At 39.0% G+C, this 26,701-nt stretch carries 20 protein-coding genes and 1 pseudogene; 13 read left to right on the forward strand and 8 right to left on the reverse strand.

All coding sequences use genetic code 11. The annotated features are described in order from the left end of the window. Nucleotides 1–19: 19 nt before the first annotated feature. Nucleotides 20–1,183, reverse strand: coding sequence for an ROK family transcriptional regulator (locus CZ382_RS18455; RefSeq protein WP_088052636.1), 1,164 nt, complete (start codon nucleotides 1,181–1,183; stop codon nucleotides 20–22). Between the two features lie 386 nt (nucleotides 1,184–1,569). On the opposite strand from CZ382_RS18455, the gene CZ382_RS18460 reads away from it, so the two are divergent. Then, the gene (locus CZ382_RS18460) at nucleotides 1,570–4,356 is read left to right on the forward strand and encodes an FIMAH domain-containing protein (RefSeq protein ID WP_088052637.1); all 2,787 of its coding nucleotides are present in this window, start codon (nucleotides 1,570–1,572) and stop codon (nucleotides 4,354–4,356) included. 255 nt (nucleotides 4,357–4,611) lie between these two features. Here CZ382_RS18460 and CZ382_RS18465 read toward each other — a convergent pair. Continuing rightward, a pseudogene (locus tag CZ382_RS18465) lies at nucleotides 4,612–5,600 on the reverse strand (aldehyde dehydrogenase family protein); the annotation flags it as partial. Nucleotides 5,601–5,617: 17 nt separating this feature from the next. Between CZ382_RS18465 and CZ382_RS18470 the strand changes: the two are divergent. Further along, entirely contained in the window at nucleotides 5,618–6,565 is a 948-nt protein-coding gene (locus tag CZ382_RS18470) for an FAD-binding oxidoreductase (RefSeq protein WP_088053540.1), read from the forward strand. 150 nt (nucleotides 6,566–6,715) lie between these two features. Here CZ382_RS18470 and CZ382_RS18475 read toward each other — a convergent pair whose 3' ends face one another. The 3 genes from CZ382_RS18475 to CZ382_RS18485 are packed head-to-tail and all read right to left on the reverse strand — an operon-like array spanning nucleotide 6,716 to nucleotide 9,273. Next, nucleotides 6,716–7,201, reverse strand: coding sequence for a hypothetical protein (locus tag CZ382_RS18475; RefSeq protein ID WP_088052638.1), 486 nt, complete (start codon nucleotides 7,199–7,201; stop codon nucleotides 6,716–6,718). After that, nucleotides 7,201–7,989, reverse strand: coding sequence for a DUF3100 domain-containing protein (locus CZ382_RS18480; protein ID WP_230856143.1), 789 nt, complete (start codon nucleotides 7,987–7,989; stop codon nucleotides 7,201–7,203). Before CZ382_RS18480 ends, CZ382_RS18475 begins: the two co-directional genes overlap by 1 nt. Nucleotides 7,990–8,013: 24 nt before the next feature. Beyond that, the gene (locus tag CZ382_RS18485; RefSeq protein ID WP_088052640.1) at nucleotides 8,014–9,273 is read right to left on the reverse strand and encodes a M20/M25/M40 family metallo-hydrolase; all 1,260 of its coding nucleotides are present in this window, start codon (nucleotides 9,271–9,273) and stop codon (nucleotides 8,014–8,016) included. A 607-nt stretch (nucleotides 9,274–9,880) separates the two neighbouring features. Here CZ382_RS18485 and CZ382_RS24900 point away from each other — a divergent pair. Further along, entirely contained in the window at nucleotides 9,881–9,979 is a 99-nt protein-coding gene (locus CZ382_RS24900) for a hypothetical protein (RefSeq protein WP_371871311.1), read from the forward strand. 77 nt (nucleotides 9,980–10,056) lie between these two features. Here the strand turns inward: CZ382_RS24900 and CZ382_RS18495 are convergent, their stop codons facing one another. Beyond that, entirely contained in the window at nucleotides 10,057–10,953 is an 897-nt protein-coding gene (locus CZ382_RS18495) for an AEC family transporter (protein ID WP_088052642.1), read from the reverse strand. Between the two features lie 268 nt (nucleotides 10,954–11,221). Between CZ382_RS18495 and CZ382_RS18500 the strand changes: the two genes are divergently transcribed. From CZ382_RS18500 to CZ382_RS18510, 4 genes are all read left to right on the forward strand, one after another. Further along, a complete protein-coding gene (locus CZ382_RS18500; RefSeq protein ID WP_230856142.1) occupies nucleotides 11,222–11,620 on the forward strand; it encodes a sigma factor in 399 nt (132 codons plus the stop codon). After that, nucleotides 11,584–11,778, forward strand: coding sequence for a hypothetical protein (locus CZ382_RS24380; RefSeq protein ID WP_230856141.1), 195 nt, complete (start codon nucleotides 11,584–11,586; stop codon nucleotides 11,776–11,778). Before CZ382_RS18500 ends, CZ382_RS24380 begins: the two co-directional genes overlap by 37 nt. Before the next feature lie 151 nt (nucleotides 11,779–11,929). Beyond that, nucleotides 11,930–12,499 (forward strand): HipA domain-containing protein, encoded by a 570-nt coding sequence (locus CZ382_RS18505; protein ID WP_088052643.1) that lies wholly within the window; start codon nucleotides 11,930–11,932, stop codon nucleotides 12,497–12,499. Between the two features lie 292 nt (nucleotides 12,500–12,791). Then, complete coding sequence (locus CZ382_RS18510) at nucleotides 12,792–13,556, forward strand: HIRAN domain-containing protein (protein WP_088052644.1); 765 nt, start codon at nucleotides 12,792–12,794, stop codon at nucleotides 13,554–13,556. A gap of 310 nt (nucleotides 13,557–13,866) precedes the next feature. On the opposite strand, the gene CZ382_RS18515 is transcribed toward CZ382_RS18510, so the two are convergent. After that, the gene (locus tag CZ382_RS18515) at nucleotides 13,867–14,139 is read right to left on the reverse strand and encodes a hypothetical protein (protein ID WP_088052645.1); all 273 of its coding nucleotides are present in this window, start codon (nucleotides 14,137–14,139) and stop codon (nucleotides 13,867–13,869) included. Nucleotides 14,140–14,777: 638 nt separating this feature from the next. Here CZ382_RS18515 and ggt point away from each other — a divergent pair. From ggt to CZ382_RS24685, 6 genes are all read left to right on the forward strand, one after another. After that, nucleotides 14,778–16,814, forward strand: coding sequence for a gamma-glutamyltransferase (ggt, locus tag CZ382_RS18520; protein ID WP_088052646.1), 2,037 nt, complete (start codon nucleotides 14,778–14,780; stop codon nucleotides 16,812–16,814). 187 nt (nucleotides 16,815–17,001) lie between these two features. After that, on the forward strand, nucleotides 17,002–18,486 hold the full coding sequence (locus tag CZ382_RS18525; RefSeq protein ID WP_088052647.1) for a serine hydrolase domain-containing protein: 1,485 nt from the start codon (nucleotides 17,002–17,004) through the stop codon (nucleotides 18,484–18,486). 1,592 nt (nucleotides 18,487–20,078) lie between these two features. Further along, complete coding sequence (locus tag CZ382_RS18540; protein WP_230856140.1) at nucleotides 20,079–21,704, forward strand: peptide ABC transporter substrate-binding protein; 1,626 nt, start codon at nucleotides 20,079–20,081, stop codon at nucleotides 21,702–21,704. Between the two features lie 61 nt (nucleotides 21,705–21,765). Continuing rightward, the gene (locus CZ382_RS18545; RefSeq protein WP_088052649.1) at nucleotides 21,766–22,698 is read left to right on the forward strand and encodes an ABC transporter permease; all 933 of its coding nucleotides are present in this window, start codon (nucleotides 21,766–21,768) and stop codon (nucleotides 22,696–22,698) included. 8 nt (nucleotides 22,699–22,706) lie between these two features. Continuing rightward, nucleotides 22,707–23,651, forward strand: a complete 945-nt coding sequence (locus CZ382_RS18550; protein ID WP_088052650.1) for an ABC transporter permease — start codon at nucleotides 22,707–22,709, stop codon at nucleotides 23,649–23,651. Nucleotides 23,652–23,695: 44 nt separating this feature from the next. Beyond that, a complete protein-coding gene (locus tag CZ382_RS24685) occupies nucleotides 23,696–25,681 on the forward strand; it encodes an ABC transporter ATP-binding protein (RefSeq protein ID WP_088052651.1) in 1,986 nt (661 codons plus the stop codon). A gap of 256 nt (nucleotides 25,682–25,937) precedes the next feature. On the opposite strand, the gene CZ382_RS18560 is transcribed toward CZ382_RS24685, so the two are convergent. Further along, the gene (locus CZ382_RS18560) at nucleotides 25,938–26,327 is read right to left on the reverse strand and encodes a ribonuclease HI family protein (protein ID WP_088052652.1); all 390 of its coding nucleotides are present in this window, start codon (nucleotides 26,325–26,327) and stop codon (nucleotides 25,938–25,940) included. Nucleotides 26,328–26,701 lie beyond the last annotated feature (374 nt).

Raw genomic sequence — 26,701 nt, forward strand, 5'->3', positions numbered from 1 at the left:
CACTAAATTTTCCCCCTTGTTAAATATTAAATAATGTGTCATGCTCTTTTAAAAATAATGCTGCTGCACCGACGATCCCTGCTTCCTTTCCAAAAGTTGTCTGTTGTACCTCGCATGTTCTTGGCGTATACCGTTTCATAATGTCTATAACCTGCTCTTGTATAATAGAAAATGAACCACTGACACCACCCCCTAAAATGATTAACTCTGGATCAAATAAAGATACATAGTTAGCGAGTCCAATTGCTAGATTTTCTAAGGCTAGATTAATTACTTCTATGGCATCTTTATGATTTTGTTTGTAAAAAGCAAAAGCCTCTTTAGCTGTAACATCTTTTCCAATTTTATCCGATAACTGCTTCCCTATCGAGGAACCACTTGAAATGCTTTCTAAAAATCCATAACCTTCATAAACGGGATGAAAATCTTTTGCATGAACACGGTTAGTTACTAAATAACCAATTTCACCAGCACTATAATTACTTCCTCGGTATAAACTTCCATTTATCATAATGCCGCTGCCAATACCTGTACCTATTGCAATATATATTAAATTAGATTTGTCTTTCCCAATTCCTTTCCAATGCTCTCCTAATACACTTATATTTACATCGTTATCTACTTCAATTGGTAAATCAAAAATTTCCTTTAGCCTTTCTTTTATTGGGAAGTGTTTCCATCTTAAAGCAGGAGCTTCTAACACAATCCCCTCGGCTACATTTGTCACACCGGGTGTTCCAACACCTACACCAAGTATTTTTTTATCATCAATTTTAAGTTGATCTTTCATCGACTCTGCACTTCGTTTTATTTCTTTAAATAAATTTTTGCCTAAGTGTTGTTGCGTGGGAAAATTACGATAGGCGCAGACATCACCATTCAAATCAGTAATTCCTGAACGAACATTCGTACCGCCAATATCAATACCTATAATGTATGATTGCTTTGAATTGAACATTAGGTTAACAGGCTTTCTTCCTCCTACATTAGCTGCTTGACCATTACCAGATTCATATATAAGATCGTCTTCCAGTAACTGGTTAACGAGTGTGGAGACAGTTGGTTTACTGAGTGAAAGTCTTTTTGATATGTCAGCACGGGTTATAGCTTTACCTTCTTTAATACACTGTAAAATAAGCTTTTTATTGATTGTTTTTATGTAAGCTGCATTTCCCTTTTGCATTAAACAAACTCCTTAAATAAAATTCTTTTTCATATTATTTTGTCCTCTGGTGATTGGAATAATATCTGCGGTAAAAATTTCAACTAGTAGTTAGTAAACTTTACTTACTAATTTGATTCTTAAAAATTATTATACAAAAATAACTTATAAATTGTAAAGGTTTACTTTCAAATAATTATATTTATTCAGGAGATAAGCAGGTTATACGAGAAGTTAAATAAATAGTATTTTCGTACTATTTACATTGTTTTGTTAAAATGATAAAGTTTACCGTAATCTATGTGTTGCCAGATTATGTTAGTTAGTAATGCTAACTAACTAAAAATTGGAGAAAGGAGTTAGTTTTATCAAGGCAAATATGAACAAAAAATGAAAGGGGTTACAAGGTGAAAAAATATTTACCATTACTTTTATCACTACTGTTGCTAACCGCTTTACTACCATTTCAGGGGTTGGCGAAGGAAAAGGATGATCCGGACGTTGAATTGTGGAATGCAGTAAATCCTCTTAATACTACAGTAACTTTTTTAAATACTGGGGCGCATCCCGATGATGAACGCAGTGATTTACTAGCATATTTATCCAGAGGATTAGGTGTTAAAACTTCCAGCCTTATCGCAAATAGAGGAGAGGGTGGTCAAAACGAAATAGGGAATGAACTTGGTAATGCGCTTGGGATTATTCGATCTAACGAAATGATCGAAGCCGCTAAAATTACTGGTGTAAAGGCATATCATTTAAGTGAAACCACTTCAGATCCTATTTATGACTTTGGATTTTCGAAATCACCTGAAGAGACATTAGAAAAATGGGGTGAAGATTTAACATATGAACGACTCATCCGTTTTATAAGAAGCTATCAACCAGATGTGGTTATGCCTTCTTTTCGAAATGTACCTAGCCAACACGGGCACCATAGAACCATGGCAATATTGAGTCAGCGTGCATTTGAAGATGCGACTGATCCAACCGTCTTCCCTGAGCAAATTGAAGAGGAGGGATTATCAGCTTGGCAGGTGAAGAAACTCTATTTACCAGCTGAATCAGGAGATACTGCAACAACCTCCGTTGAAATTGGTGACTATAATCCTATCTATGAAATGTCCTATCCTCAACTTGGAGAAAAATCCAGGTATATGCATAAGAGTCAGGGTATGGGTAAAGATGTACCCGTTGAGCCTAGGGAATTTAACTTGGAATTACAAAAATCAATTTATCCAAATAAAGAGGATGATGATATTTTCGCAAATATTCCATATGACTTCAGTGAGTGGGCAACAGTTGTTTCTGAAGATGATATTAGCGCCAATTTAGAGAACTTACAAAAAGACTTGAATGAAATTGTTAATTTATATCCCGACCGCGAAGCGATATTACCGAATTCTCAAGAAGCTTTGCGCAATGTACAGAAGCTGACTGATAAAGTTGAAAAAGGGGATATAGATGCTTCTGTAAAAAACGATCTACTCCATAAGCTTGAGCTGAAGGAAGAGCAACTTCAAAAAGTTAGCTTAATAGCATCAGGGCTAGATGTAAAAACAACCCTTGATTCAGAAGTAGTAACCCAAGGTGAAAGTACTAAAATTAAAATGACAATTACCAACAATGGAAAGCAAGCAATACATCAAATTGATGCTTCTCTACTTACCTCAGAAGAATGGACAGTTGATAGCGGGGATGGATCAGATATTAAAAAACTGGAACCAAATGAATCAAGAGATATAACATTTACTGTTCATGTTCCAAAGGATGCAGCGTACTATCAACCGTATGGTGAATCATCTGTTCAATCAGGCATAACATTTAAAGAAGAAGGAATAGAGACAACAAACATACTGGAATTAGATGAAACGTTCGCTGTGTTGCCGGCTCTCTCAGTATCAACAGAACCAGAAGATATTGTGGTAAATACGGCTGATCTGAAAAGTGAGTACACTGTTAACGTAAAGGTAAAAAATTATTACAAAGGTGAAAAAAATGCATCCGTTTCGTTAAATTTACCTGAAGGATGGACAAGTGTTCCAGAAAAAGCAGATGTTAATTTCAAAGATCGTTTAGATGAACAAAAGACACAATTTAAAATTACCCCTCCTGAGAACATAGAGAAAGGAGAATTTTCAGCTGAAGCAATCGTTGAATCTGATGGTAAGGAATATGATACAACCGTTCAGGAAATAAGCTATGATCATATTAAAGACTCCTATTTCCAATATCCGTCAACAATGGATGGTGTTGCGTTTGAATTGTTAAAACCGGATTCATTAAAAATCGGTTATATTGAAAGTGGTTTTGATGAAGTAGCTGATTATTTATTGGATGTGGGTTTTGATGTAACGAAATTAAATGAAGCGGATTTGCAATCAGGTGACTTGAGTCAATACGATACCATTGTAACAGGCATTAGAGCAAATTTATCACGACCAGACTTAATAAAAAATAATCAGCGTTTACTTGAGTATGCTGAAAATGGGGGACATGTCGTTGTCCAATATCATAAACCAGGGGATAATTGGGATACAAATAAAACTCCACCTTATTCATTAGAAATAGGTATGCCATCAATTGAATGGCGAGTTACTGATGAGGATGCGCAAGTCACAATGACGCAGCCTGATCATAAATTATTTAACTTTCCAAACAAAATAACAGACAATGACTGGAATGGCTGGGTACAAGAAAGAGGGCTGTATTTCCCTATGAACTGGGATGATCGATATGAAACGTTTGTAAGTATGGCAGATCCAGGAGAAGATCCGTTTGATAGTGGTATTTTGATGACAAATTATGGTGAAGGAACCTATCTATATACGAGTTTAGTATTCTATCGTCAAATTGCTAATCAAGTACCTGGTGGGTACCGAATCTTTACAAATCTGTTAAGTTATGGCGCAGAAGAAGATGCTAAAGAAATTAGTGCAGCTAAAATGAGAACATTAGTAGAGCGTCTAGCAAATGAAGGTGAATTTGATAGTGAGAATGATGTTCATTTATTAACAACCCACTTGACTGCTGTAAGCCATTACGAAAATAAAGAACAAGCTGAGAAAGTTGTTAAACATATGACTAGCTTTAAACAATTAATTAACCAAATGTTAGAGAATAAATCGATTTCTGAGAAAGCTTTCAGTGATTTAGATAAAGAAGCGGATAATTTGATTGAGAAGTGGCAGTAGAATGATATACTCTCCCTTGTATGTTACAAGGGGGATTCTTTCGATTAAAACTTATAAAAGATCTAATATCTTAAACAATATACAAGGGTTAGCTAGGCTGTACAGCCAATGCTGAATCTGATACATGTACAGGAACCTTGACCATAAGCATAAAAAACACATATCGATCTCACTGTCTTTCAAAACGCTTAAATGATAAAATATGCCAGGCACTAGGTCGATTTAGACCTCAGTACCTGGCGCCTGTTTTTCTTGTTACTGTTTATTATTGTTGTATTGCATGTAGACGACTTGGGTGACGAGAAAGTCTTCCAACCCGTGTTTGCCATCTGTTCCTCCAAGACCTGATTTGCGTATGCCAGCGTGATAGCCCTGTACGGCTTCGAAGTTTTCACGGTTAACGTAGGTCTCACCAAATTTAAGTTCATTGACAACACGCATCGCTTCGTTCATATCATCGGTATAGACGGAGGAAGACAGACCGTAAACCGTGTCGTTACCTTTATCAATAGCTTCATCCAATGTTTTGAACGTTGCAATCGGAATAACCGGGCCGAAAATTTCCTCTTGCATAATAGTTGAATCATGATCCACGTTGGTCAGAACTGTTGGCTTGTAAAAGTAGCCTTTTTCCAGATCTGCCGGTTCTCCACCGGCAACAACCTTTGCACCATTTTCTTTTGCTTTGTTCACCATATCTTCTACGGTTTTCAGGCGGTCATGGCTGATCAGCGGGCCGACGTCAGCGTTTCTATTTTCCCGCGGATTATCAATGGTTTTGCTTTCAAAGCTTTCCTTCAACTTATCGACAAATGTATCTGCAATATCTTCATGGACATAGACACGTTCTGCATTTGTGCAGGCCTGTCCATTATTAGCGAGTCGTGATGTAACGATATTTTCGACAGCCAGATCCAAATCAGCATTTTTGGTTACAATTGCTGGTGCTTTGCCGCCGAGTTCGAGATTTACCCTTTTGTAATATTCTGGGCCGCTGCTTCCATCACTTTCGTACCGGCCGGGATACTTCCCGTCATCGTCACCATAGCAACTTTCTCATGTTTTGCCAATGCATTTCCGGCTTCTGACCCCGTACCGGTTACTACGTTGTAGACTCCTTTAGGGATGTCTTTCATGCTATCGATAATTTTAGTGAATGCCATGGCGGTGTTTGGTGTTTTTTGGCTTGGCTTCAATACGATTGTGCAGCCGGAAATAAGTGCGGTGGCAACTTTTCTTGCAAGATGCTTCTATTGGCGGAATGGTCGCTACAAATGCCAGTGGAACAACAGCTGTCCGTTATGGCTCAATGCGGGATCAATTGCTGGATTTAGAAGTTGTTTTAGCGGATGGTACAGTGATTCACACGGGAACACGTGCTAAGAAGTCATCGTCGGGGTATCATTTAACGGGATTATTCGCTGGATCTGAAGGAACGCTTGGGATCATAACTGAAATAACAATGCGATTGCACGGGATCCCTGAATATACAATGATGGCCCGATGTACGTTTGACACACCTGAGCTTTGTGCGGTAGCGGCACAAAACATTTTACTTGGTGGTATTCAGGTAATGCGAATGGAATTAATTGATGCAACAAGCATTGCCGAAGTAAATCGACAAAACGGTTATGATTTTCCGGATAAGCATTCGTTGTTTCTTGAGTTTGCTGGTGCAAGGGCTGCGATCGAAGAAGAAGTAAAACTTACAGCTGTATTAATGAATGATCTAGGTTGCGAAAATTGGGAGGTAGCCAGTGATCCGACAAAGCAAAAGGAGATCTGGAAGGCAAGGCACGAATTATCTTTTGCCTATCAACACATAAATGGGCTTGATGAAACGGGTTCTGATGTTTGTGTACCAATTTCACGTTTACCTGAACTTGTTGCATATGCACGCCAACTTATTGATGAAAGTGGTTTAAAAGGTGGAATCTGGGGGCATGTTGGAGATGGAAACTTTCATACACTCGTTTTATTTGATCCGAAAGCAAAGGGGCAACGAGAAAAGGCAGAATATACAAATGAAGCACTTGCGATTCGTGCAATCGAGGTTGGTGGAACATGCACTGGTGAACACGGGGTTGGACTTGGGAAAATAAAATTCCAAGAAGCTGAACACGGGGCTGCTCTTGAGATGATGAAAAATACAAAACGAATGTATGACCCACAGGGGATTTTGAATCCGGGGAAGATTTTCTTCATGTAATTATTTTTTCATTAAAAATTTCTTCCTCATGAAGGGAGAAGGGTGCGATTTCGCAAGTAGATTTCACAGCTTTTGCTCGAGTTCCATTTTTACCCTCCAGTGCACCCATAACAATTCTGAATAGTTCGGGTGCCTGGTGCGAATATAACTCTACTTCTCGGCCAAATACAATCCCAACTGAGCGAGTACTGCACTGCCAACATAGGTTCCAGTAAATACAAACGCTGCTACAATTGCTACTTTCCAGGATGTCTTTCGCAAATCTACTAGACGGTTTGCGACAGATATTCCGGCAAATGTCAGGATTGGCGTTGTGATGGAAAGGAAATCAACTGCCTGAATAGCCCGAACAAAAAAGTCAGAGATTAAGCACAGAACGAGAGAAGTGATCGACACCCATCCCAATATTGGAAAATCCCGAATGATTTTAACGGAAGAGCGCTGCATCAAATCCGAGATGATTATACCGATAAATGAAAAGAGCCACAATACTCCAAGTCCGACTACGGTCATCCACGTAACTGGTGTGGAATGCGCATCTTTTAAAAACTTAATTTCTTGTGTAAACAATATTAATCCTACACTCAGAAGGAGAATAAGTGCATATTTAAGATATTTTCTTCGTTTGGAATTCATTATTTGTCACCCTTAACTAATTTCTTATACATGAATTGCTGCAGAGGTGCTGCTAAAAATACCATTGTAAATGTTCCGATAAAACTGGTAAGTAACTGGCTTGCGGATGCGTATGCCAAAATTGTGCTTTCCATTTCCGGCATGCGGGCAACCAATGTAGCGGAGGCTGCGCTCATCATACTTCCTGAGCCAACTCCGGACCCCATCGCTAAAGCTTCTACCCGAAATCCTAAATCCAGTAATATTGGTGCGAATATACTGAAAAAGATGGCACCGAATAATGTTCCGATAATATAGATGGAAAGAACACCTCTTCCTTCTTTAGATTCGAGTGTATATTTTTCGGAAATATACGCTAGTTCCCCTTCACGTCCAATTCCTAATGTAGCTCCGATAGCTTCCCGTCTTAACCCAAGCATAATTGCAATAGGTAAACCAACAATGACTGTTCCAAGATTACCTAATTCCTGGATCAGGAAAACCCAGCCAACTTGTAAAATATCCCGAATTTGCGGGGCGACATCTGCTCCGTATCTTGCCATTAGAGGAAGCATAATAAAAATCAGATATTTTCCGGCAAAATTAATATTCCTCTCGCTATACACCTTTTTCCAGAAACCTTTTCGGAATAGTTTGAATCCAAGTACCATGGTGATGACAATTGCGAAAACCAACGGGAGCAGACCGATCGTAAACGGCCCCGCTGGAATGCTTTGAAACCCAATCATCTCCGATATCGTAATAATAGCTAGTACAAAGATAATTAAATAAGTAAAATTTTTGTTCATGGTCAACCTCATTCCTAAAGTTTTTTAGTCAACAATGGAGTTAATTAATGTAAGATATTCGTCATATGTTCTTCTGTAAAGTTTCGACGTGTCGATAGCTCCGTTCATTTTCTCAAGTGTTTGAGATAGGAATCTTGGGAAAATTTCATAGATAAATTCCGGATCAACATCAATAAAGTCATCACCGTGAATTGTTCCCGTAAAACCGCTATAGCCGATTTGAATACACGGCATCATAAAGGAAAGATCACCAATATCACCTGCTGCACTAATGAAGTTATTATTCAAAATAACAGCAATCTCATCGCTTTCTTTAAATGATTCCATAACAAATGTAGATAGATATCTATCTTGTACAAATGGCAAATATCCCATTTGTGTATGGCATTCGACGTCACCCTGTAACGCCAGCGCGCTTCCTTTTGCTGCATCGTCTAGTTTGATGGCTGCCTCTTTTAGGTAATCTACTGTCCTTGTTCGTAAATCCGTACCTACTGTGATTCGGTTTGGAATCACATTGGTGGACATATCGGAATCCATTACAATCGGATTGATCCGAACATGTTCTGCTTCCGCAAGCTGCTGTCTGCTTAAGCCAACGGCGGTATTAAATAGGGTGGACATGCTATAGGCATTTTTGGCAGGAAAAGGATCAAATCCTGCATGGGTCGCTTTCCCTTTAAATGTATATTTTTTATACAGGAATCCAGCCAGGTCACAATTAATTTCAATTGTTCGTTCGGAAAATTCACCACCAATTGCATGCACACAGATGCCTAAATCAATGTCGTCAAAGACCCCAAGTTTCATCGCTTCTGGTTTGCCGCCATAATGGGTAATTTTGCCCTTTTGGATCAGTGTATCACGATAAGTTAAGTCCAAATATTCCTCTGCTGGAATAAAGATGAAGCTTATTTTGTAGTCCCAATGTTTGTAGGCGCCCGATGTGAAGAGATAATGATACAATGCCAGGGCAATCGCAGTTTGGGTATAGTGCCCGCAGTTATGTGCTGCACCCGTGTTTTTGTCTGCGTACATATGGCTTGGAGCATAAACCGCATCCAATTCGGCGATAAAGGCAATATTCAATTCTTTCGTCTTATCGCCTAAACTCGTTTTCAGGCCGGTTAAACTAAATTCCTCAAGTTGAATGTTCGGGTTTACATCTTTTAAGTAATCGATAACCTTTTGTTTCGTTTGGTTTTCTTTATATCCCAGCTCAGGATGATGATAAATATCCTGGGCAATTTCTTTAATAGATTCATATTGGTTTTTAAAATGCAATGATAAGACCTCCAAGTAATGTCACAATTTGTCGATGAATTACGGTTTTATATTAGCATTCACGTGGAAAAGCGTCAATAGCAAATCCGAATTATACAATGTATTTACTCGAAAATGTTCGTTAATAATCCGAGGAAGACTATGTTATTCAACTGTCTTATATGCCTCCGCTTACGGTTCTAATCAAAGACGTTTTTTCGTGGGGATTTCCTTTTTGATATATTTCCTGGGTAATAGCAAAAAATCCTTCCTGGCATAAAAATTATATCCATATGTCTATTATCCTTTATCCAGTAAGAAACGAAATAGAGAGAGCATATGCTGAGATTAGGATAAGTAACTTGGTTTTCAATTTACTAGGGTATGTTATATTTACTAATATTCCGGGTAGGACGGAGGTGCGGTAGAGGTTGGATTTCCTAAATATAAACCTTCGCATGGGGATCATGGTTCAATGGTCTTTTAATTACACGAAAAAGATGATTGTAGCGTTTGGGATGAACTGAGCCTTTTAAACAGGCTGGCGGACATTAGATTCCTGAAAAACAACCTTTGCTCGGCTCCTGGAGACTTTCCGGCCCTTTTTTCCAATAAGGGATATGCTAGATTGTCTTTTCTTACCAATTTGTTTAAAAGTAAATATATAATTGGAAAATCCGTCATGATCCATCAAAACCCGGATGATTATCGCTCAAAACTGTCTTGAAATGTGGGAAAATCATACCAGGAACCCTGACAATTTAGAATCATCCAAGTTCCTGAAACGAAATAGTTTAGTGCCACTCACACAACAATATTCAATAAAATACTTAATGTGACAATACTAACCAATGTGGAAATCAACGTTATACTCGATACCAATTCCGGCTCCGTATCGAACTCAATCGCGTACATGGTTGTTGTGGCAGCAGTTGGCATTGCTGAAATTATAATTAATACCGACGCGATAATGGGATCGACATCCACCAGCCAAACAAATAAAGCTGCAATAACGGGTGCAATGATCATTTTTAACGTAACGGCAGATGCCACAACCTGCCAGTTTAGCTTCAACCCTGTTATCGAACCAAGCTGCATGCCTAACATTATCATCATGACTGGTATAGCGGCATCTCCAACCATTGATAGAGTGGAATGAATTGCTTCCGGTACCCCAATTGAACCATAGTGAAATAGAAATGCTAGAATTGCTGCATATGTCGTTGGCATTTTCATCACGTTTGCGAGCGCCCGCTTCATTCCGCTAGTGCTTCTGGATGCATAATAGATACCGAAGAAATTATTCTGTAATGCTTGGATAACCATGATGAAAATAGCATATGGTACTGCAGCATTTCCTACACTGAATAATACAACAGGTAATCCGTAGTTCCCCGAATTCATAAAACCGGTTGCTAGAATCGACGCACTTTCCGTACTAGTTTTCCATTTGAAAACCTTCGACAGTATTTTATTGAACACGACCATAACATAAAATAGGATAAACATATAAACAAGTACAACTAAAAATCCGCTATCAAATTTAGCATCATATAAGGTGATAAACACCAACGCAGGTGACAGAATGTATAAAGATACTGCGGATACCGATTTTACATCAAGCACTCGAATCCGCTGCAAAATAAAACCTGACGCAAAAACAGCCATAATTGGCAAAATAACCTCAAGAAAAAACCCCATTGCAAACATCTCCGTTTAATAGAACTAGAGAATAGTGTAACATAAGGTTTGTTTGAATGCTGTTTGGATCACTTAACGGACGGTAGAGCTCTAATTAGCTTTTATGAATGATTCTTCGTTATAACAATCGAATTCGCAATGGAATTTGGTGGTGATGAATTTTTTGAAATATTATCCCTTAACATGCCACCAAACTATCCAAGCCAACGATTATAGTAGTGACCATGATATTAATGTAAAAGTGCTAGCCCTTTAGAAAGAGGAAGCAATGGATACTAATATCACGTTTGAGAAGATTTTTAGACAAAATGAGCGTAGAATTCATGACCAGATTCATACATTGAACATTCATAATCCACACAATGAATATTTTCAGGAAGGTCTTTGCGCAATGTGGCATGCCTATGAGAAGTATCAACCGGATAAAGGTCCAATGGCTACATACTTCAATTTTATGATCCGTAATCGTTTGATTGACCTGTTTCGAAAACAGACAAGGGACAATGCTAACACAAAGCATGCTATCAAGGAACAAAAGACACAAATAGACGATGGCAATCATTTCCGTCACAAGGAAACATCCTACCCTTTAGTGAGTTTTCCGGATTTAATGTTGGAAGACCCCTATGTATGGCAGAACTTGAAATCAGAGTTGACAGAAAATTAATGGAAGTGGGTGCGGTTTTATATCATGACGACATGGTAGTACGTGACATTGCGATCCAGGAAAACACAACCGTTAAAGCGGTGAAAAGCTGGGGTAAGCAGGTCCGTGTTAAACTGCGGGATGAAGAGTTTCGGAAACGTGTCGGGTTGGATGTTTAGGGTATGAGGAATCCTCTATTTAATTGTTTAACGGCGGAAAAGAGGAAAGGCAATCAATGATATTTCGACAGTCTAATAATTTAGACTATACTATAAGTACGACTATTTAAATGAGGGTTTACTAAAAGGATTATTGAAGGGGAGAACACGAATGAAGGATGTCTCTGAATGGATCTTTACCGGGTATGGAGAGAATAGTACATTAGAGAAGCTTGAGCTTTTATCCCCTGATCAAGTACCTTATATTATAAAGTTTCCCAGACATTTTGATGGTAAGAGAACCAATTGGGAAGATGTCAACGAAGTAATAGCTGCCGAAATCGCCAAAATACTTGAAATTAAAGTTGTTGACGCAGAAATTGCTTATCGGGATGGTCGGAGAGGCTGTCTTATGAAACATTTTCGTTATCAGTGGGGTGCGGAGTATGGGGAAACAGCATCATCCTTGTTAAGTGCCGAGTTTGAAGATGAATTTGATGATCTACAGAATTCTAATTTAAAGAATGAACAATTAATGTATAAGTTTTTTTCATTATTTAAGGAATTTTCACTTTTTCATTTTTTTAAAAAAGACTTTGTGTTTATGAATTTATTTGATATTCTAATTGGTAATCAGGATCGTCATGCCCATAATTGGCAAGTATTATATATAGACGATAAACCTATTTTTGGCCCTTTATATGATAATGGAGCTTCGTTAGGCTGGCAATTGTCTAGGTGAAAATTGAAAGTAAGATGAATAAATTCTACAAAGAAACAAGAGTAAAAATTGGCATCAATAATAAGGAAAGTCCTAGAATTAAAGCGCGTTAAGTGCTTCATTATTTATCAATACATTACAATATGGAGTGTATGGAGTTTACCGATAAACTAAAGCATTTTGATATCGAACGTTTTGAACGCTATTTGGCGACATTCCCCTTGATTTCAACAATTAGAAAGAAATTTATTCAGAAACTAATTAGTTTTAGAATCAATAAGATAGTTCACTTTTTTTGAGGGAGGAAAGTAGTATGCATGCTATAAAGTCACTTTTGGTAGTGTGGAAAAATACAAAGGATAATCTTTATTACCATGTTGGTACATTAAATTATGATGGACAAAAATATACATTTGAATATACGTTCAAAAGTAATTCACCGCGAACTGTTACTGAAGCAATTCGCAGAGGCTATCGTTTACACCCAGCTTTTCCATTGCTCCAAAAAACGTATCAATCGGAAGAGTTATTTCCTGCTTTTGATCGGCGTATTCCTGATAATACCCGTATCGGTTTTGAAAATATCTTAGACGAATTTGGTTTACCCGCTACTGCGGACAGGATGGATATCTTGAGAGAAACTAGGGGGATGCTCTCACAGGATCCGTATTCTTTTGAAGAACCACTTCGTCTGAATGGAGAAGAGTTACGCTCGAATTTTTATGTGAATGGAATCCGGCATCAAGGCCACATATCGGAGAATTGGTACGATTATGTTCGTGAAGGAGATTCCTTAATTCCGGAATTAGAAGAGGATAATAAATTTGATTCATACGCCGTTAAGGTTATGACTAGTTCCGGGGTTCATATCGGTTGTATTCCAGGCATATATGCACAAGCTGTTCATTCCTTATTGAAACAGAGAATCTCTGTTGAATTAACTGTTCAACAATTACGTCCACAATTTGCTTCACAGTGGTGGGTACGAGTAAGGTTGGAAGCAACAATTGAACTTGAGAATACGGATGAACGATATCGGCACAATTTGGAAGGTTTTATTTTTCAGGAAAGTGCTTGAGTCGGTTCGCCATACCTATCAATTAAGATTAACCTGCAATATTATAATGGATTGGAAATCTCGTTAACTAAAACAAAATGATTATGTGCGAGTATTACGTAAGAGCAAACGTAATACTCGTTTTTTTAATCAACTTATAAATCTATGTAGCTGGATTTGTTTTCCGAATCAGGGAAGCGGTAGCAAATTTATTTCATAAGCAGTGATGAGTTACATGATCCCCGCCCAATTTAGCGGGGATTCGTGTATGCTTTATATAAGATTGGGGCTTAATACCTTACCGTGTTCATCACGTTTTGCCGTCATCCTGCTATTCATCGTTATCTCCATCCTCTTCACCCTTTCCTTCCTCATCTTCCTCAACATCTTCCAAATCAAGCCAGGAAAGCATTTCGCGTACAACTGTATTTATTTTTTCATCCACCATATCATTACCATATTTTTTCTTTGCGCGTTCAATGTTCTGAACAACCTCTTCTTCAAAATGGATGATCGGCTCATCTTTTTCGAGGTTGTTGAACAACTCAATAAATTCATCTAATGCTTTATCAAATCTTTTTGTTTCCAATTCATTTGCTTTCATTTTGAATCACCCAATTATAGGGTACCCAAAAATAGAGGAATGACACGGATTAAATGGACCCCTAGAGAAAAGTGACAAAGATGGTGACCAAGACATAATACTAAAAAAACTTAATGATATACCGATCAATTCAATTTACAGTAAATTTTTAAATCAATTTTACCTTATCCTATATTCAATCGAAGTTATGAACACATTTATACTCCGAATGTCCTTTCTATAGTACATTCTTCGTATTATCAACGAAATACCTATAAAAATTATATGCATCTCCTGGTTCAAACGAATCATTTTAACAATATTTAAAATAATGTGACATAAATCGACACTATTTATTATGTTAATCTATTATAATTGGATTAAATTTTCTAGAACTAATGAGTGATTTACGGCAGAGCGACGTTGATACTGCACTGGTCCGCGATATTGCGCAGTTTAATGTTGATACATCACAATTCATGTCGATATTCCGCGTTTTTACGTTGATATTTCACAAATTCACGTTGATATCCCGAAGTTATATGTTGATACTGCACAATTCACGTCGATATTATTCAATTTTACGTCGATACATGCGGTTATTTGCATCGGAATTCTGCCGTTTGATCCACACATTAAAACAATGGAGGGATGAACAGATGCACCGAAACAAAAAATGGCTGTCAATCGTTGTGGGACTGTTACTGTTTTTCAGTACGATCATGCAAGGTGGAACCGTGTATGGGGACAATACTGGGTATGAACCGGATAATCCCGGAATAAAAGATGAACAGACAGCTGAAGGCGATCTTGGAATGGTCGTTACGGCACATCCGCTGGCCTCGAAGGTTGGGACAGATGTGCTGAGAAATGGGGGTACTGCAATTGACGCAGCAGTTGCCATTCAATTTGCATTAAACGTGGCAGAGCCAATGATGTCTGGAATCGGTGGTGGCGGCTTTTTGATGTACTATGATGCGGAAACTGAGGATATATCAGTAATCAACAGCAGAGAGCGTGCACCTGCTGGGGCAACACCAGATATGTTCATAGATGAAGATACCGGTGAGGTCATGCCGTTTCAGGAACGAGTTAGAAGCGGAAAATCCGTTGGTGTTCCGGGCACATTAAAAGGTCTGGAAACGGCACTCGACAATTGGGGAACGATGCCGATGGATGAGCTTATCCAGCCTGCAATTGAAATGGCTGAAGGAGGAATCGAAGTAAACTGGGTTCTGGCCGACGCAATTGCCAGCAATGCAGCTAAACTGTCCCGCAGTGCAGCTGGTGACGTGTTTCTTCCGGAGGGCGAGCCGCTTGAAGAGGGCGATCTTCTTGTACAAAAAGACCTTGCCAAAACATTTAAATTGATCGCAGAAGAAGGATCAGACGCCTTTTACCAGGGTGAAATCGGTGAGGCACTTGCAGATGTTGTCCAGGATTTTGACGGTAGTATGACTGCTGCGGATTTAAGCAAGTACGATGTGACGGAAGATGAGCCGGTCTGGGGGGATTACTTGGGATATGATATTGCATCGATGCCGCCTCCAAGCTCTGGTGGATTGACGATGCTGCAGATGCTGGAGATGTTTGAAGAAATGGATTTAACCCAATATGATGTAAGGTCCCCGGAAAAATACCATCATATGGCGGAAGCGATGCATCTTGCCTATGCTGACAGGGCCGCCTATATGGGGGATCCGGAATATGTGGATGTACCGCGAGAAGGATTGTTGCACCCGGATTATATTAAGCAGCGTGTTGATTTAATTGACCCGGATAAGGCGAATCCGGATGTTCAGCCAGGCAACCCATGGGATTTTCAAGATGGCGAGTCGGGAGCCGTTGTGGAACAAGTGGACGACAAAGTAAATGGCGAAACAACGCATTTTACCGTTGCAGATCGTTGGGGAAATCTGGTTTCCTATACGACGACAATTGAACAGGTCTTTGGCTCAGGTATCATGGTGCCAGGCTATGGTGTTATGTTAAACAATGAATTGACCGATTTTGATGCCATTCCAGGTGGGGCGAACGAAATCCAGCCAAACAAACGGCCGTTGAGCAGCATGACGCCAACGATTGTTTTAAAGGATAACAAGCCGTTTATGACAGTAGGCTCACCTGGTGGAACAACGATTATTACATCGGTAACCCAAACGATTGTCAATACGATTGGCTATGGGATGGATTTGAAGGAGGCCATTGAAGAACCGCGAATTTACAGCAACCAATATCCGACGATTCGCTGGGAGTATGGCATTCAAGATGATGTGCGAAATCGACTAGAGCAAATGGGACATGCCTGGGAAACGAGTCCAACAGAAATCGGAAATGTAAACAGCCTGATGTTCGATATGGAAAAGGGTGTTTACGTTGGAGCGGCGGATTCGACAAGAGAAGGTATGGCGATTGGCGTGTCAACACCGAGTATCGATTATATGAAAGCGTTAATCGAACAGTTTAAACGGTTTGGAGATATTGACGATGCCAATGTTAGCCGCTTGCTGCTAACCCATTTGACTGCGGTTTCCCATTATAAAGATGCTGGAAAAATCAAAAAAGCGGTCAAACATATGGAAGGTTTTAACCAATTAGTGGAACAGCTGCATGAACAAAAACAGATTTCTGACCAGGCCTATCACGACCTGACAGCGAATGCTAATTATTTGCTTTATGAGTGGAGAGAAGGGTAAATTTCCTTTTTGGAATCAAGAGTACAGGTTAGAAAATAGCATCGAGGTAATGAATGTCAATATCTTTACTACCTGCTAATTTGTATATTTTCCAACTAAAATATTTGGGCAGTCCCTCAATGCTTTCTTGTGTAATAGCACTTGGGGACTGATCCCGCTTAAGACTATAGGGAAAGGGGAAACGAACATGAAAAAAAGAATGATACTAGTCCTTTATGCGTTTACACTATGGTTTAGCGTGCTAATGATTCAGCCGCAAGCGGGTTATGCAGCTGCGAACGAATTACCACCGGGAACGGCCGGCAGTGTGGAAATGCTGGAGCAGCCGCTTGCGGATTTGGATGAGGGAATCAATGATGCAATATCCGAACAGGTCATGCCAGGTGCTGTTGTTCTGATTGCCCGTAATGGTAAGGTCGTGAAACATGATGCATACGGTTATGCCGCCCGTTATACAGATGCTGATTTTACCGAAATGGACGAGCCGGTAAAAATGCAAGCGGACACGATTTTTGACATGGCATCGATTTCCAAGTTATTTACGGCTGTCGGGGTTATGCAGTTATGGGATCAGGGATTGTTCAAACTGGATGATCCAGTATCCGACTATCTTCCGGAGTACGACACCGATGAAAAAGGGGATATAACGATCAAACAATTGTTAACGCATACATCTGGTGAAAAACCAGGTCCTTCCGGGAATATATATGACATGGATGGTACTCGGGAGGAATTGCTGGAATATGTCATGCGTGAACCATTACAGTATGAACCAGGCGAAGAATACGTATACAGTGATATTAATTATATTACATTAGGTGTACTAATTGAGCGTTTAAGCGGAAATCGGCAGGATGTTTTTATACGGGAGAACATTTTGGAGCCGCTGCAGATGTCGGATACCATGTATAATCCGCCAGAAGAATTAAAACCGCGGATTGCAGCGACTGAATTTCAGCCATGGACAGATCGCGGTTTGGTGTGGGGCAGTGTGCACGATGAAAAAGCGTGGGCACTTGATGGTGTAGCTGGGCATGCTGGTGTATTCAGTTCAGCTGAAGATATGGCCATATTTGCACAAATGCTGCTTAACGAAGGCAGCTATCAAGGACAACAAATTGTTTCCGAAGGGACATTTGAACTGATGAATAAAAACTGGAATGAAGCGTATCCAGGGCAAAATCATGGACTTGGCTGGGATTTAAATCAGGATTGGTATATGGATGTATTGGCCGAGGAAAATACGCTTGGGCATACGGGATATACTGGAACGTCAATGGTTGTCAGTCCAAAGCTTAAGACAATTGCCATTCTGTTAACAAACCGGGTTCATCCGACACGTGATACCGTATCGACAAATCCGATCCGGAAAACGGTGGCAGAGAAGACAGCTAGCTCTATCTATGCATGGAATGCAGCCACAATGAAAGAACAGGTTGCAAGCCTAAAGGAAAAAGGAGATGTTTCAACGGATGCTGCAAGATCCTTGCGTCTTCACTTGACTGCGGTGAGCCATTATGAAGAAACGGGACAAGTGGAAAAGGTCCTAAAGCATTTGGAAGGCATGAAAACAATGCTGGAATTTCAAAGGATTAGTCAGCTGATTTCTGAGGAAGCTTATCATACTTTAACAAGTGATACGAAATATTTGATGGGGAAATGGCGTGAATAGGTAAAGGTGCGATGGATTAAAAAAGGAGACACCGTTCTTGGGTGAGCGGTGTTTTAACTATTTTTTATTTATTGACACTATCTCCTTATTGAACTAATAGCTCACCTGGCTAATTTATATGCAGATAGTGGTTGGATAAAGCGATAAAAGAGTTGTTGGAAACATGTTACGAATCTGTTTGTTGTTATCTTATGGGACGGACAAAGCTAAATCTGTGAACGGAAATGAGGGTTTTAACTATTACAAATTAATAGTCAAAATATCTCAACAAATGCCCATATCACTTTGGTGTAGCACGTGGTTTATTTTAAAAGATAAGAAACCAACATGGCTCCGCATTCGCGCAGCCACCATCTATGATGAAAAAGAATTTCTAGCCTGGATAGGAGGTATATCACATTCATTTATTGCCAATACAGTTTAATAACAATACAACAAGGCCGAAAATACTCTGGTGGATCCTGAAAGGGGATACCCTGTATAAGAAACGGGTTGTGACAGTATAGAAGTACCATCTATTGTGACTAGAACACGTATACAAAAGTTTTTCAATAATACTACTGTCATTTGTATTGTTATATTGGTAATGTGGTCATCCTCCATTAACTATAATATAAAGGAGACCCTAACCAAAATTGCTAAATTTGTTCAAAGAAAGGACATAGTATTTTATCTTTAGATCACAAATAAAGCCCGTAGATAATTTAACCCCTTCAAAAAATTGAATGATGAAGGGTCTAGCTTTGTATTGGCTTTTCTCGATAAGTGTTTTCATACAAAAGTATATAAATTTAGGCTCTATTCTGCTCTCAGCAGGGTAAGCCACGTCCGGCTCCAGCGCCCAGCGACTAGTGGACTTCCCTCACCTCCGTACGATAAGTCAACATCGGTTCGCTTTCAGCTCACCGTGTTTCCTTTATCTCCTACGGCTCAGTCCAGTCCATACGTCGCTAAACGGGCGCTTACGCCTTTGTTCTTGCATTTATTAAATGCCCCCTATTTGTATTAATTAAAAAGCAAGATATAAAGCTTCAAAAATATAAAGTAGGAATAGTATCACATTCTCGGAGCCCAATTCTCCTTATGTATTCAAAATACTATCATCAAATTGCTGTATTAACCAGAGATTACAGGAGGGACATAAATGGTAGAACCGCCCAACATCCCTATAGAAAAACTGATTTTGATATTGACATTTACTATTTTTAAGAATAAAATACAGAATAATATAATAATGAAAAAGATTATTATAATTTTTATTTACGATTTTCCTTCTATATTTATTTATAACTAGTTTTAATAAGCCTACACCATACGTAAACACTTCTAGATTAATTACTACATTACAATTACAGACATAATCTATAAAAATATTCTTCTTTACTTTTGTACATTATTTCCTATCCAATAAATTTCGTATATTCCGCTTGTGTACAGATTCTCATTACTTACTGAATTAGCCGAAATAGTTCCAAAAAAACATGAATTTTAGATTGAGAGGAGGCACGTATCCTTTAAGACAACAGTAACTGGGAATATACAGCGTTATTCATCTGAAATGGTACAAATTTAAATCTGGGGAGGAAAAGAAATTGAAAAAGAAACATCTATTTATTTTGATTACAATGGTTTTTGGACTCGTGTTCCTTTTAGCTGGTTGTGGTTTTTCAAAGGACAGTACTGGTAAAAGTGAGGAGAAGAAGATTGTTCATCTTAGCCTCGACAATGATATCCCCGACTTAAATCAGGTGTTGACAACGGATGGGATATCCTTTTCTATTTTAAACAATATTATGGAAGGTCTTTATCGTTTGGATGCGGATAACAATCCACAACCTGCAATGGCGGAAAGTGCTGATATTTCCGAGGATAAATTGACATACACGTTCCATTTACGGGATGGGATAAAATGGAGCAATGGTGATCCTGTAACGGCACAGGATTTTAAATATTCATGGCTGCGGGCGATGCACCCCGACACTTCGGGCTCCTATGCCAACATCCTTTATGATTATATAGTTGGTGGAGAGGAATTTAATGCAGGAGAAGCCGATGCGTCCGAGGTTGCTATTAAAGCAATAGATGATAAAACACTAGAAGTAAAATTGGTGACGCCCACTCCTTTCTTTCTCGGCTTAACCGCTTTTGCTACTTATTTTCCACTCAACGAGAAATTTATTAATGAAGTGGGCGAGGATGAATTTGCTTTAACCGCCGATACAATTCTGTATAATGGGCCGTTCGTTATGACGGAGTACGACCAAGCTGAAGGAGTAACATTGGAAAAAAATAAAGAATATTGGGATAAGGGAAATGTCAAAATTGATGGGGCTACCATGAAAGTAATTAAAGAACAAAGTACGGCACTGAATTTATATGAATCGGGAGAATTGGATCGGGTATATTTATCTTCATCAGATGTCAATTCGTATCGTGATAGTGATGAATTTGGCACAGAAACGCAATTTATATCTTGGTATTTACAATTCAATTTTCAGGAGAAACCATTTGATAATGTCAATATTCGTAAAGCGTTCCAGCTTGCATATGATCCACAAACACTCGCTGATACAGTTTTAAATAATGGATCTGCACCTGCATATGGCCTAGTTGCTTTAGGTGTTAACGGAAACAAAGATAAAACATTCCGAGAATTGGCAGGTGATGTCGTCAAGCCAGATTATGATAAGGCGAAGGAATATCTGGAAAAAGGATTGGACGAAATCGGGGATTTGCCAAAGCTAGAACTATTAACAGCTGATGACACGATCGCAAAGGATACAGCTACCTTCTTGCAAAGTGAATTCAAAAAGAACCTTGGTGTTGATGTCGATATAATTACAAAACCTTATAGTGGACGGCTGGACACAATGCGGGAAAGTGACTACCAAATGGGTATCTCCAAATGGGGTGCCGATTATAATGATCCCATGGATATATTAAGTCTGTGGAATGGTGATCCTTTAAGCGGATTAAGAGGGAATTTTTCCAATCCCAAATATAAGAAACTTATTGATAGCGCGCTGAAGGAGCCGGATGAAGATAAACGGCTTGATATGTTGATTGAGGCCGAAAGAATAGCACTAAAAGATGATGGAACATTGGGACCGCTTTACTTTGAGGGAAGGGCATTTTTGCAGAAGCCATACATGAAAAATCTGATTATCCACCCTTATGGCGCAAAGATTGAACTAAAAAACATCACAATTAAAAAATAAAAACGAAAGAGAGGTACTAGCCACACCTCTCTTTCCCATCATCAAGGAAAGAGGTGTACGCATGAAAAAGTTTATTTTATCCAGGATAGTTAATATTCTCATTACATTATTTATTATTGCCTCGATCACATTTTTTTTAATGAAAATGTTGCCGGGCTCCCCTTTTGATGAGGAAAAACTCGCAAAACTATCTGACGAAGATAGAATGGAGTTTTTATCTAAATATGGACTTGATCAGCCCGTAACGGTTCAATACATAAAATACTTGGGTAACCTTGTTCAAGGTGATTTGGGGATATCGTACTATTATAAGGGACAAACTGTAAATTCATTGATTATGGATCGTATTGGTCCTTCTGCGTTACTTGGAATACAAGCTGTTGTGTTAGGATTGTCGATTGGTATTATTCTGGGAATCATTGCTGCATATAGACAGAATACGATTTGGGATTATTTTACGATGATTGTAGCTGTCTTGGGGATCTCGATACCGAATTTTGTATTGGCAGCAATCCTGCAATTCTATTTAGGTTTGGAATGGGGTCTGTTCCCTGTTGCGTATTGGGAAGGCTATCTGAATTCCATCCTGCCGACAATTTCCTTGGCAGTAACGGTTATTGCCCTTATTGCCAGATTTACAAGAAATGAAATGCTGGACGTATTACAACAGGATTATATCACCACTGCACATGCGAAGGGATTAGGTGATCTTACCGTGCTTATCAAGCATTCCATTCGAAATGCACTCATTCCGGTTGTAACCATTTTAGGCCCTGTTTTTGTAAGTTTATTAACTGGTTCGTTAGTAATTGAAAACATATTCAGTATACCCGGAATAGGAAGTTTATTTGTAGATTCTATTAAAACAAATGATTATACAACAATAATGGGCTTGACTCTCTTTTATAGTTCCTTCTTTATTTTGACTATTTTGGTAGTAGATTTATTATATGGCATTATTGATCCACGAATAAGGATCCGTGGAAAGGAGTAAACCGATTCATGAATGAGACAAAACAATATCCGACTCATGACAATTATTCAGTTGAGAGATTTGAAATAGTTGGACGTAAAGATGAAAAAATGGAAGCAATCCATCGACCAATGATAAGTGGTTTTCAAGAGGGCTGGCTGCGTTTTAAAAAAAATAAAGGCACGGTGGCCAGTTTGGTAATCTTAATGATTATCATAGTCATGGCTATTATTGGACCACATTTGAACGAATATAGCTATCAACAAACGGATTATGATAACGTTTTTGCCAAACCCAATAGCGACCATTGGATAGGAACGGATAAATTTGGCCGTGATCAGTGGACCCGCTTATGGGAAGGGACTCGTATATCTTTATATATTGCATTGTTAGCTGCCTTATTAGATATCTGCGTCGGAATTACTTATGGATCTATTTCTGCTTTAAAAGGTGGAAAAGTAGATAATTTCATGCAACGGATTATTGAAATATTAGTAGGGGTCCCAAATTTAATCATTATTATTCTATTAATTATGATTATGCAACCGGGCATATTAACTATCACGATTGCCATGGTGATAACGGGCTGGGTGAATATGGCCAGGCTTGTCCGTGGGCAAATTTTTAAACTGAAGACGCAGGAATTCATACTTGCGTCCAGAGCGCTGGGAGCAAAAAATAAACATATTATTACGAGTCATATGCTGCCAAATACATTGGGGCTCATTATCGTAAATATGATGTTTACCATACCAAGTGCCATTTTTACAGAAGCTTTTTTAAGTTTTATAGGTTTAGGGCTTCAGGAACCACTTGCTTCCCTTGGAGTGCTGATTAATGATGGATTTCAATCGATGCGTAGCCATTTCTACTTACTGGCTTTCCCTTCCATAGTTATCGTGGGTCTGATGGTTAGTTTTAATTTGTTGGCTGATGGTTTACGTGATGCTTTGGATCCAAGAATGCGAAAATAGCTGTATGGTAAATTTATAAAACGTATATTGAGGAGATTTTTAATATGGAACCATTATTATCGATTAAAAATTTACACGTATCTTTTCAAACGTATGCTGGAAAAGTTAAGGCAGTAAGAGGTGCTGATATTTCTGTGAAAAAAGGGGAAACACTTGCGATTGTCGGTGAGTCCGGCTCAGGTAAATCCGTTACTGCCAAGGCGATAATGGGTCTGCTTCCTGTCCAGAATGCTTCGATAGACGATGGGCAAATAGAATTCTCTGGCAAGGACTTGCTGACTTTGAAAAAAAGAGAAATGCAAAAGGTACGTGGTTCGGAAATAGCCATGATATTCCAAGACCCAATGACAGCTTTAAACCCAACGATGAAAGTCGGTAAACAAGTGATTGAAAGTGCTATCAAGCACCGAAAACTTGGCAAGAAGGAATCAATCGAATTAGCTCTCGACCTGTTTCGGTTAGTAGGCTTACCTAATCCGGAAGCAAGGATTAACCAGTACCCGCATGAATTTTCAGGTGGGATGAGGCAAAGGGTTGTCATAGCTATGGCGCTTGCGTGCAACCCGAAGCTGTTAATAGCTGATGAACCTACTACAGCATTAGATGTCACGATTCAAGCACAAATTTTGGATTTGCTGAAAAGAATCCAAAAGAAAACGGGAACATCTATCATTTTTATTACCCATGACTTAGGAGTGGTTGCAAATGTTGCTGATTCCGTAGCGGTTATGTATGCTGGTAAAATAGTAGAAAAAGGGACAGCGGAAGAAATTTTTCATCACCCCTCTCACCCCTATAATTGGGGATTGTTAAAATCGATGCCAACCTTGAATACGAAGGGGGAATTATATTCGATTCCGGGAAGTCCGCCTGATATGATGGATCCTCCCAAGGGCGATGCTTTCGCTCCACGTAATGAATTTGCCTTGGCAATTGACTATGATGAAGAACCGCCGATGTTCCAAATAAGTGATACGCATACAGCCGCTTCTTGGTTACTTCATCCGCAGGCACCTAAGATTGAATTTAACCAGCATATCAATGAAATAATTACGGGTCAGACTACGGATCAAAAGAATGCAGCAAACAGACAGATACTCGTAAAAGTAAGGAATTTAAAGAAACATTTCCCTTTAAAATCAAAACAAATTTTAAAGGCTGTTGATGGGATTGACTTAGAAATAAAAAAGGGAGAAACGCTTGGCTTGGTGGGAGAGTCCGGATGTGGAAAGTCTACTGCTGGCAGGACGTTACTGGGACTTTATGAACCGACTGAAGGGGAGATAATATACGATAATGTACGACTTACACAAAAGAATAAAAAAAATTTCACACAAAAGATCCAAATGATTTTCCAAGACCCGTATGCCTCGCTGGATCCGCGAAAAAAAGTGGAAGACATTATAGCTGAAGGTCTCGACATCCATCAATTGATGGAAAGTAAGCAGGTAAGAAGAAAACGAGTTGAGGAACTTTTAAAAATTGTTGGCTTACAAGCAGATCATGCATCCAGATACCCACATGAATTTTCAGGTGGACAGCGGCAACGCATCGGGATTGCGCGTGCTCTTGCAGTTGAACCGGAGTTGATTATTGCGGATGAGCCTATTTCTGCTTTGGATGTTTCGATTCAAGCGCAGGTAGTTAATTTGCTTATGCAGTTGCAGAAAGAAAGAGATCTTACTTTTTTATTTATTGCCCATGATTTATCAATGGTGAAGTATATAAGCGACCGGATTGGTGTGATGTATCTTGGGGGAATCGTGGAATTAGCGGAAGCAGATGAACTAAATAATAATCCGCTGCATCCATATACGCAATCCTTATTGTCGGCAATCCCAATGCCTGATCCGGCAATTGAGAAAAAACGGGAACGAATTATTCTACAGGGAGATTTGCCAAGTCCTATTTCTCCGCCAACAGGTTGTCGTTTTCGTACCAGATGTCCATTGGCAACAGAACTGTGCATAGAAATGCCGGAGTGGAGAGAAGTAGAAGAGGAACACTGGGTTGCATGTCATTATGCATGAGTTTATACTATCATGCTTTTGACAGTGAAAATTTATAGTTTTATTGTGGATATCCTGATAATTTCAGCAGGTATAGAGGAATTTATCAAGTAAAAGTTATTTTTTTGGGGACTAACCATTGCGAAGATATCTAAATAGTCTAATCGCCACCCATTATTCTTAGCCATATAATCTGCTTAATATCTTTAATGTCCAATGCATTTTTTCAATGTGTCCAGGTAGAGCGGGTACATACCAATAAAGTAGGAACCCGCCCCTACTGCATCCGAATCCCCTTCCTGGCCAAGTGATCCGCATGACCATTTTGCTTCTCCGGTATCCATTTAATAAAAAAATAAGGAAAATGGCTTGCTTCTTTATTAATTTCTTCCAGTAAAGGGCGAAAGGATTGGTTTTTCGTAAAATCTTTTTCGATAGCATCTACTACCAGCCGGGAGTCAGAATGTAACGACAGTATTTCACCTGGAAAATGCTCCTTGCATATTTCTAAAGCTTTGATAACAGCTGCGAATTCAGCTTCATGGTTGGAGTACATTCCTAATGGAAAAGAATACTCATATATTTTTCCGCCGGCTTTAATATAAACCCCGGCCCCGCTCATTCCCGGATTACCACTTGATGCCCCATCTGTGTATACTTCAATCAATGCTTTGTCTCCTTCATTTAAGATTTTAGGTATTTGAACATAATGATAATTCAAGTTTAAATATAACAGATGTTGTATCGGTGTCACACTTTTTTGGCGCAAGACAAGATAATAAACGATATGAACCAGATTTAGAGGGTTTAGGGCATTTAGGAAAAGCATTCACCTGTCGCTACACCGCCATACACAATTAAGATAATTAGAAAGATAACACAAAAAATTTGAATTCGTACGTATAAGAACAAAAGGAAAGTTTGATTTGATGGGTATATTAATTTGATTAGTCATGTCTTTATTGTACGAATACAACTTCCGCACGATTTGTCATTTATAAGTAGAATAGCAAGGGGGGACAGGAAACAATCGAACTGAGC

The organism is Virgibacillus dakarensis, from assembly GCF_900155625.1.
Taxonomy (GTDB): domain Bacteria; phylum Bacillota; class Bacilli; order Bacillales; family Amphibacillaceae; genus Lentibacillus_C; species Lentibacillus_C populi.

Excerpts from the sequence above, each read along its gene's own strand:
- CZ382_RS18455 (WP_088052636.1), bottom strand. The coding sequence starts at position 1,183 with ATGCAAAAGGGAAATGCAGCTTACATAAAAACAATCAATAAAAAGCTT.
- CZ382_RS18470 (WP_088053540.1), top strand. The coding sequence starts at position 5,618 with ATGGTCGCTACAAATGCCAGTGGAACAACAGCTGTCCGTTATGGCTCA.
- CZ382_RS18475 (WP_088052638.1), bottom strand. The coding sequence starts at position 7,201 with ATGAATTCCAAACGAAGAAAATATCTTAAATATGCACTTATTCTCCTT.
- CZ382_RS18480 (WP_230856143.1), bottom strand. The coding sequence starts at position 7,989 with ATGAACAAAAATTTTACTTATTTAATTATCTTTGTACTAGCTATTATT.
- CZ382_RS18495 (WP_088052642.1), bottom strand. The coding sequence starts at position 10,953 with ATGGGGTTTTTTCTTGAGGTTATTTTGCCAATTATGGCTGTTTTTGCG.
- CZ382_RS18500 (WP_230856142.1), top strand. The coding sequence starts at position 11,222 with ATGGATACTAATATCACGTTTGAGAAGATTTTTAGACAAAATGAGCGT.
- CZ382_RS24380 (WP_230856141.1), top strand. The coding sequence starts at position 11,584 with ATGGCAGAACTTGAAATCAGAGTTGACAGAAAATTAATGGAAGTGGGT.
- CZ382_RS18505 (WP_088052643.1), top strand. The coding sequence starts at position 11,930 with ATGAAGGATGTCTCTGAATGGATCTTTACCGGGTATGGAGAGAATAGT.
- CZ382_RS18510 (WP_088052644.1), top strand. The coding sequence starts at position 12,792 with ATGCATGCTATAAAGTCACTTTTGGTAGTGTGGAAAAATACAAAGGAT.
- CZ382_RS18515 (WP_088052645.1), bottom strand. The coding sequence starts at position 14,139 with ATGAAAGCAAATGAATTGGAAACAAAAAGATTTGATAAAGCATTAGAT.
- ggt (WP_088052646.1), top strand. The coding sequence starts at position 14,778 with ATGCACCGAAACAAAAAATGGCTGTCAATCGTTGTGGGACTGTTACTG.
- CZ382_RS18525 (WP_088052647.1), top strand. The coding sequence starts at position 17,002 with ATGAAAAAAAGAATGATACTAGTCCTTTATGCGTTTACACTATGGTTT.
- CZ382_RS18545 (WP_088052649.1), top strand. The coding sequence starts at position 21,766 with ATGAAAAAGTTTATTTTATCCAGGATAGTTAATATTCTCATTACATTA.
- CZ382_RS18550 (WP_088052650.1), top strand. The coding sequence starts at position 22,707 with ATGAATGAGACAAAACAATATCCGACTCATGACAATTATTCAGTTGAG.
- CZ382_RS24685 (WP_088052651.1), top strand. The coding sequence starts at position 23,696 with ATGGAACCATTATTATCGATTAAAAATTTACACGTATCTTTTCAAACG.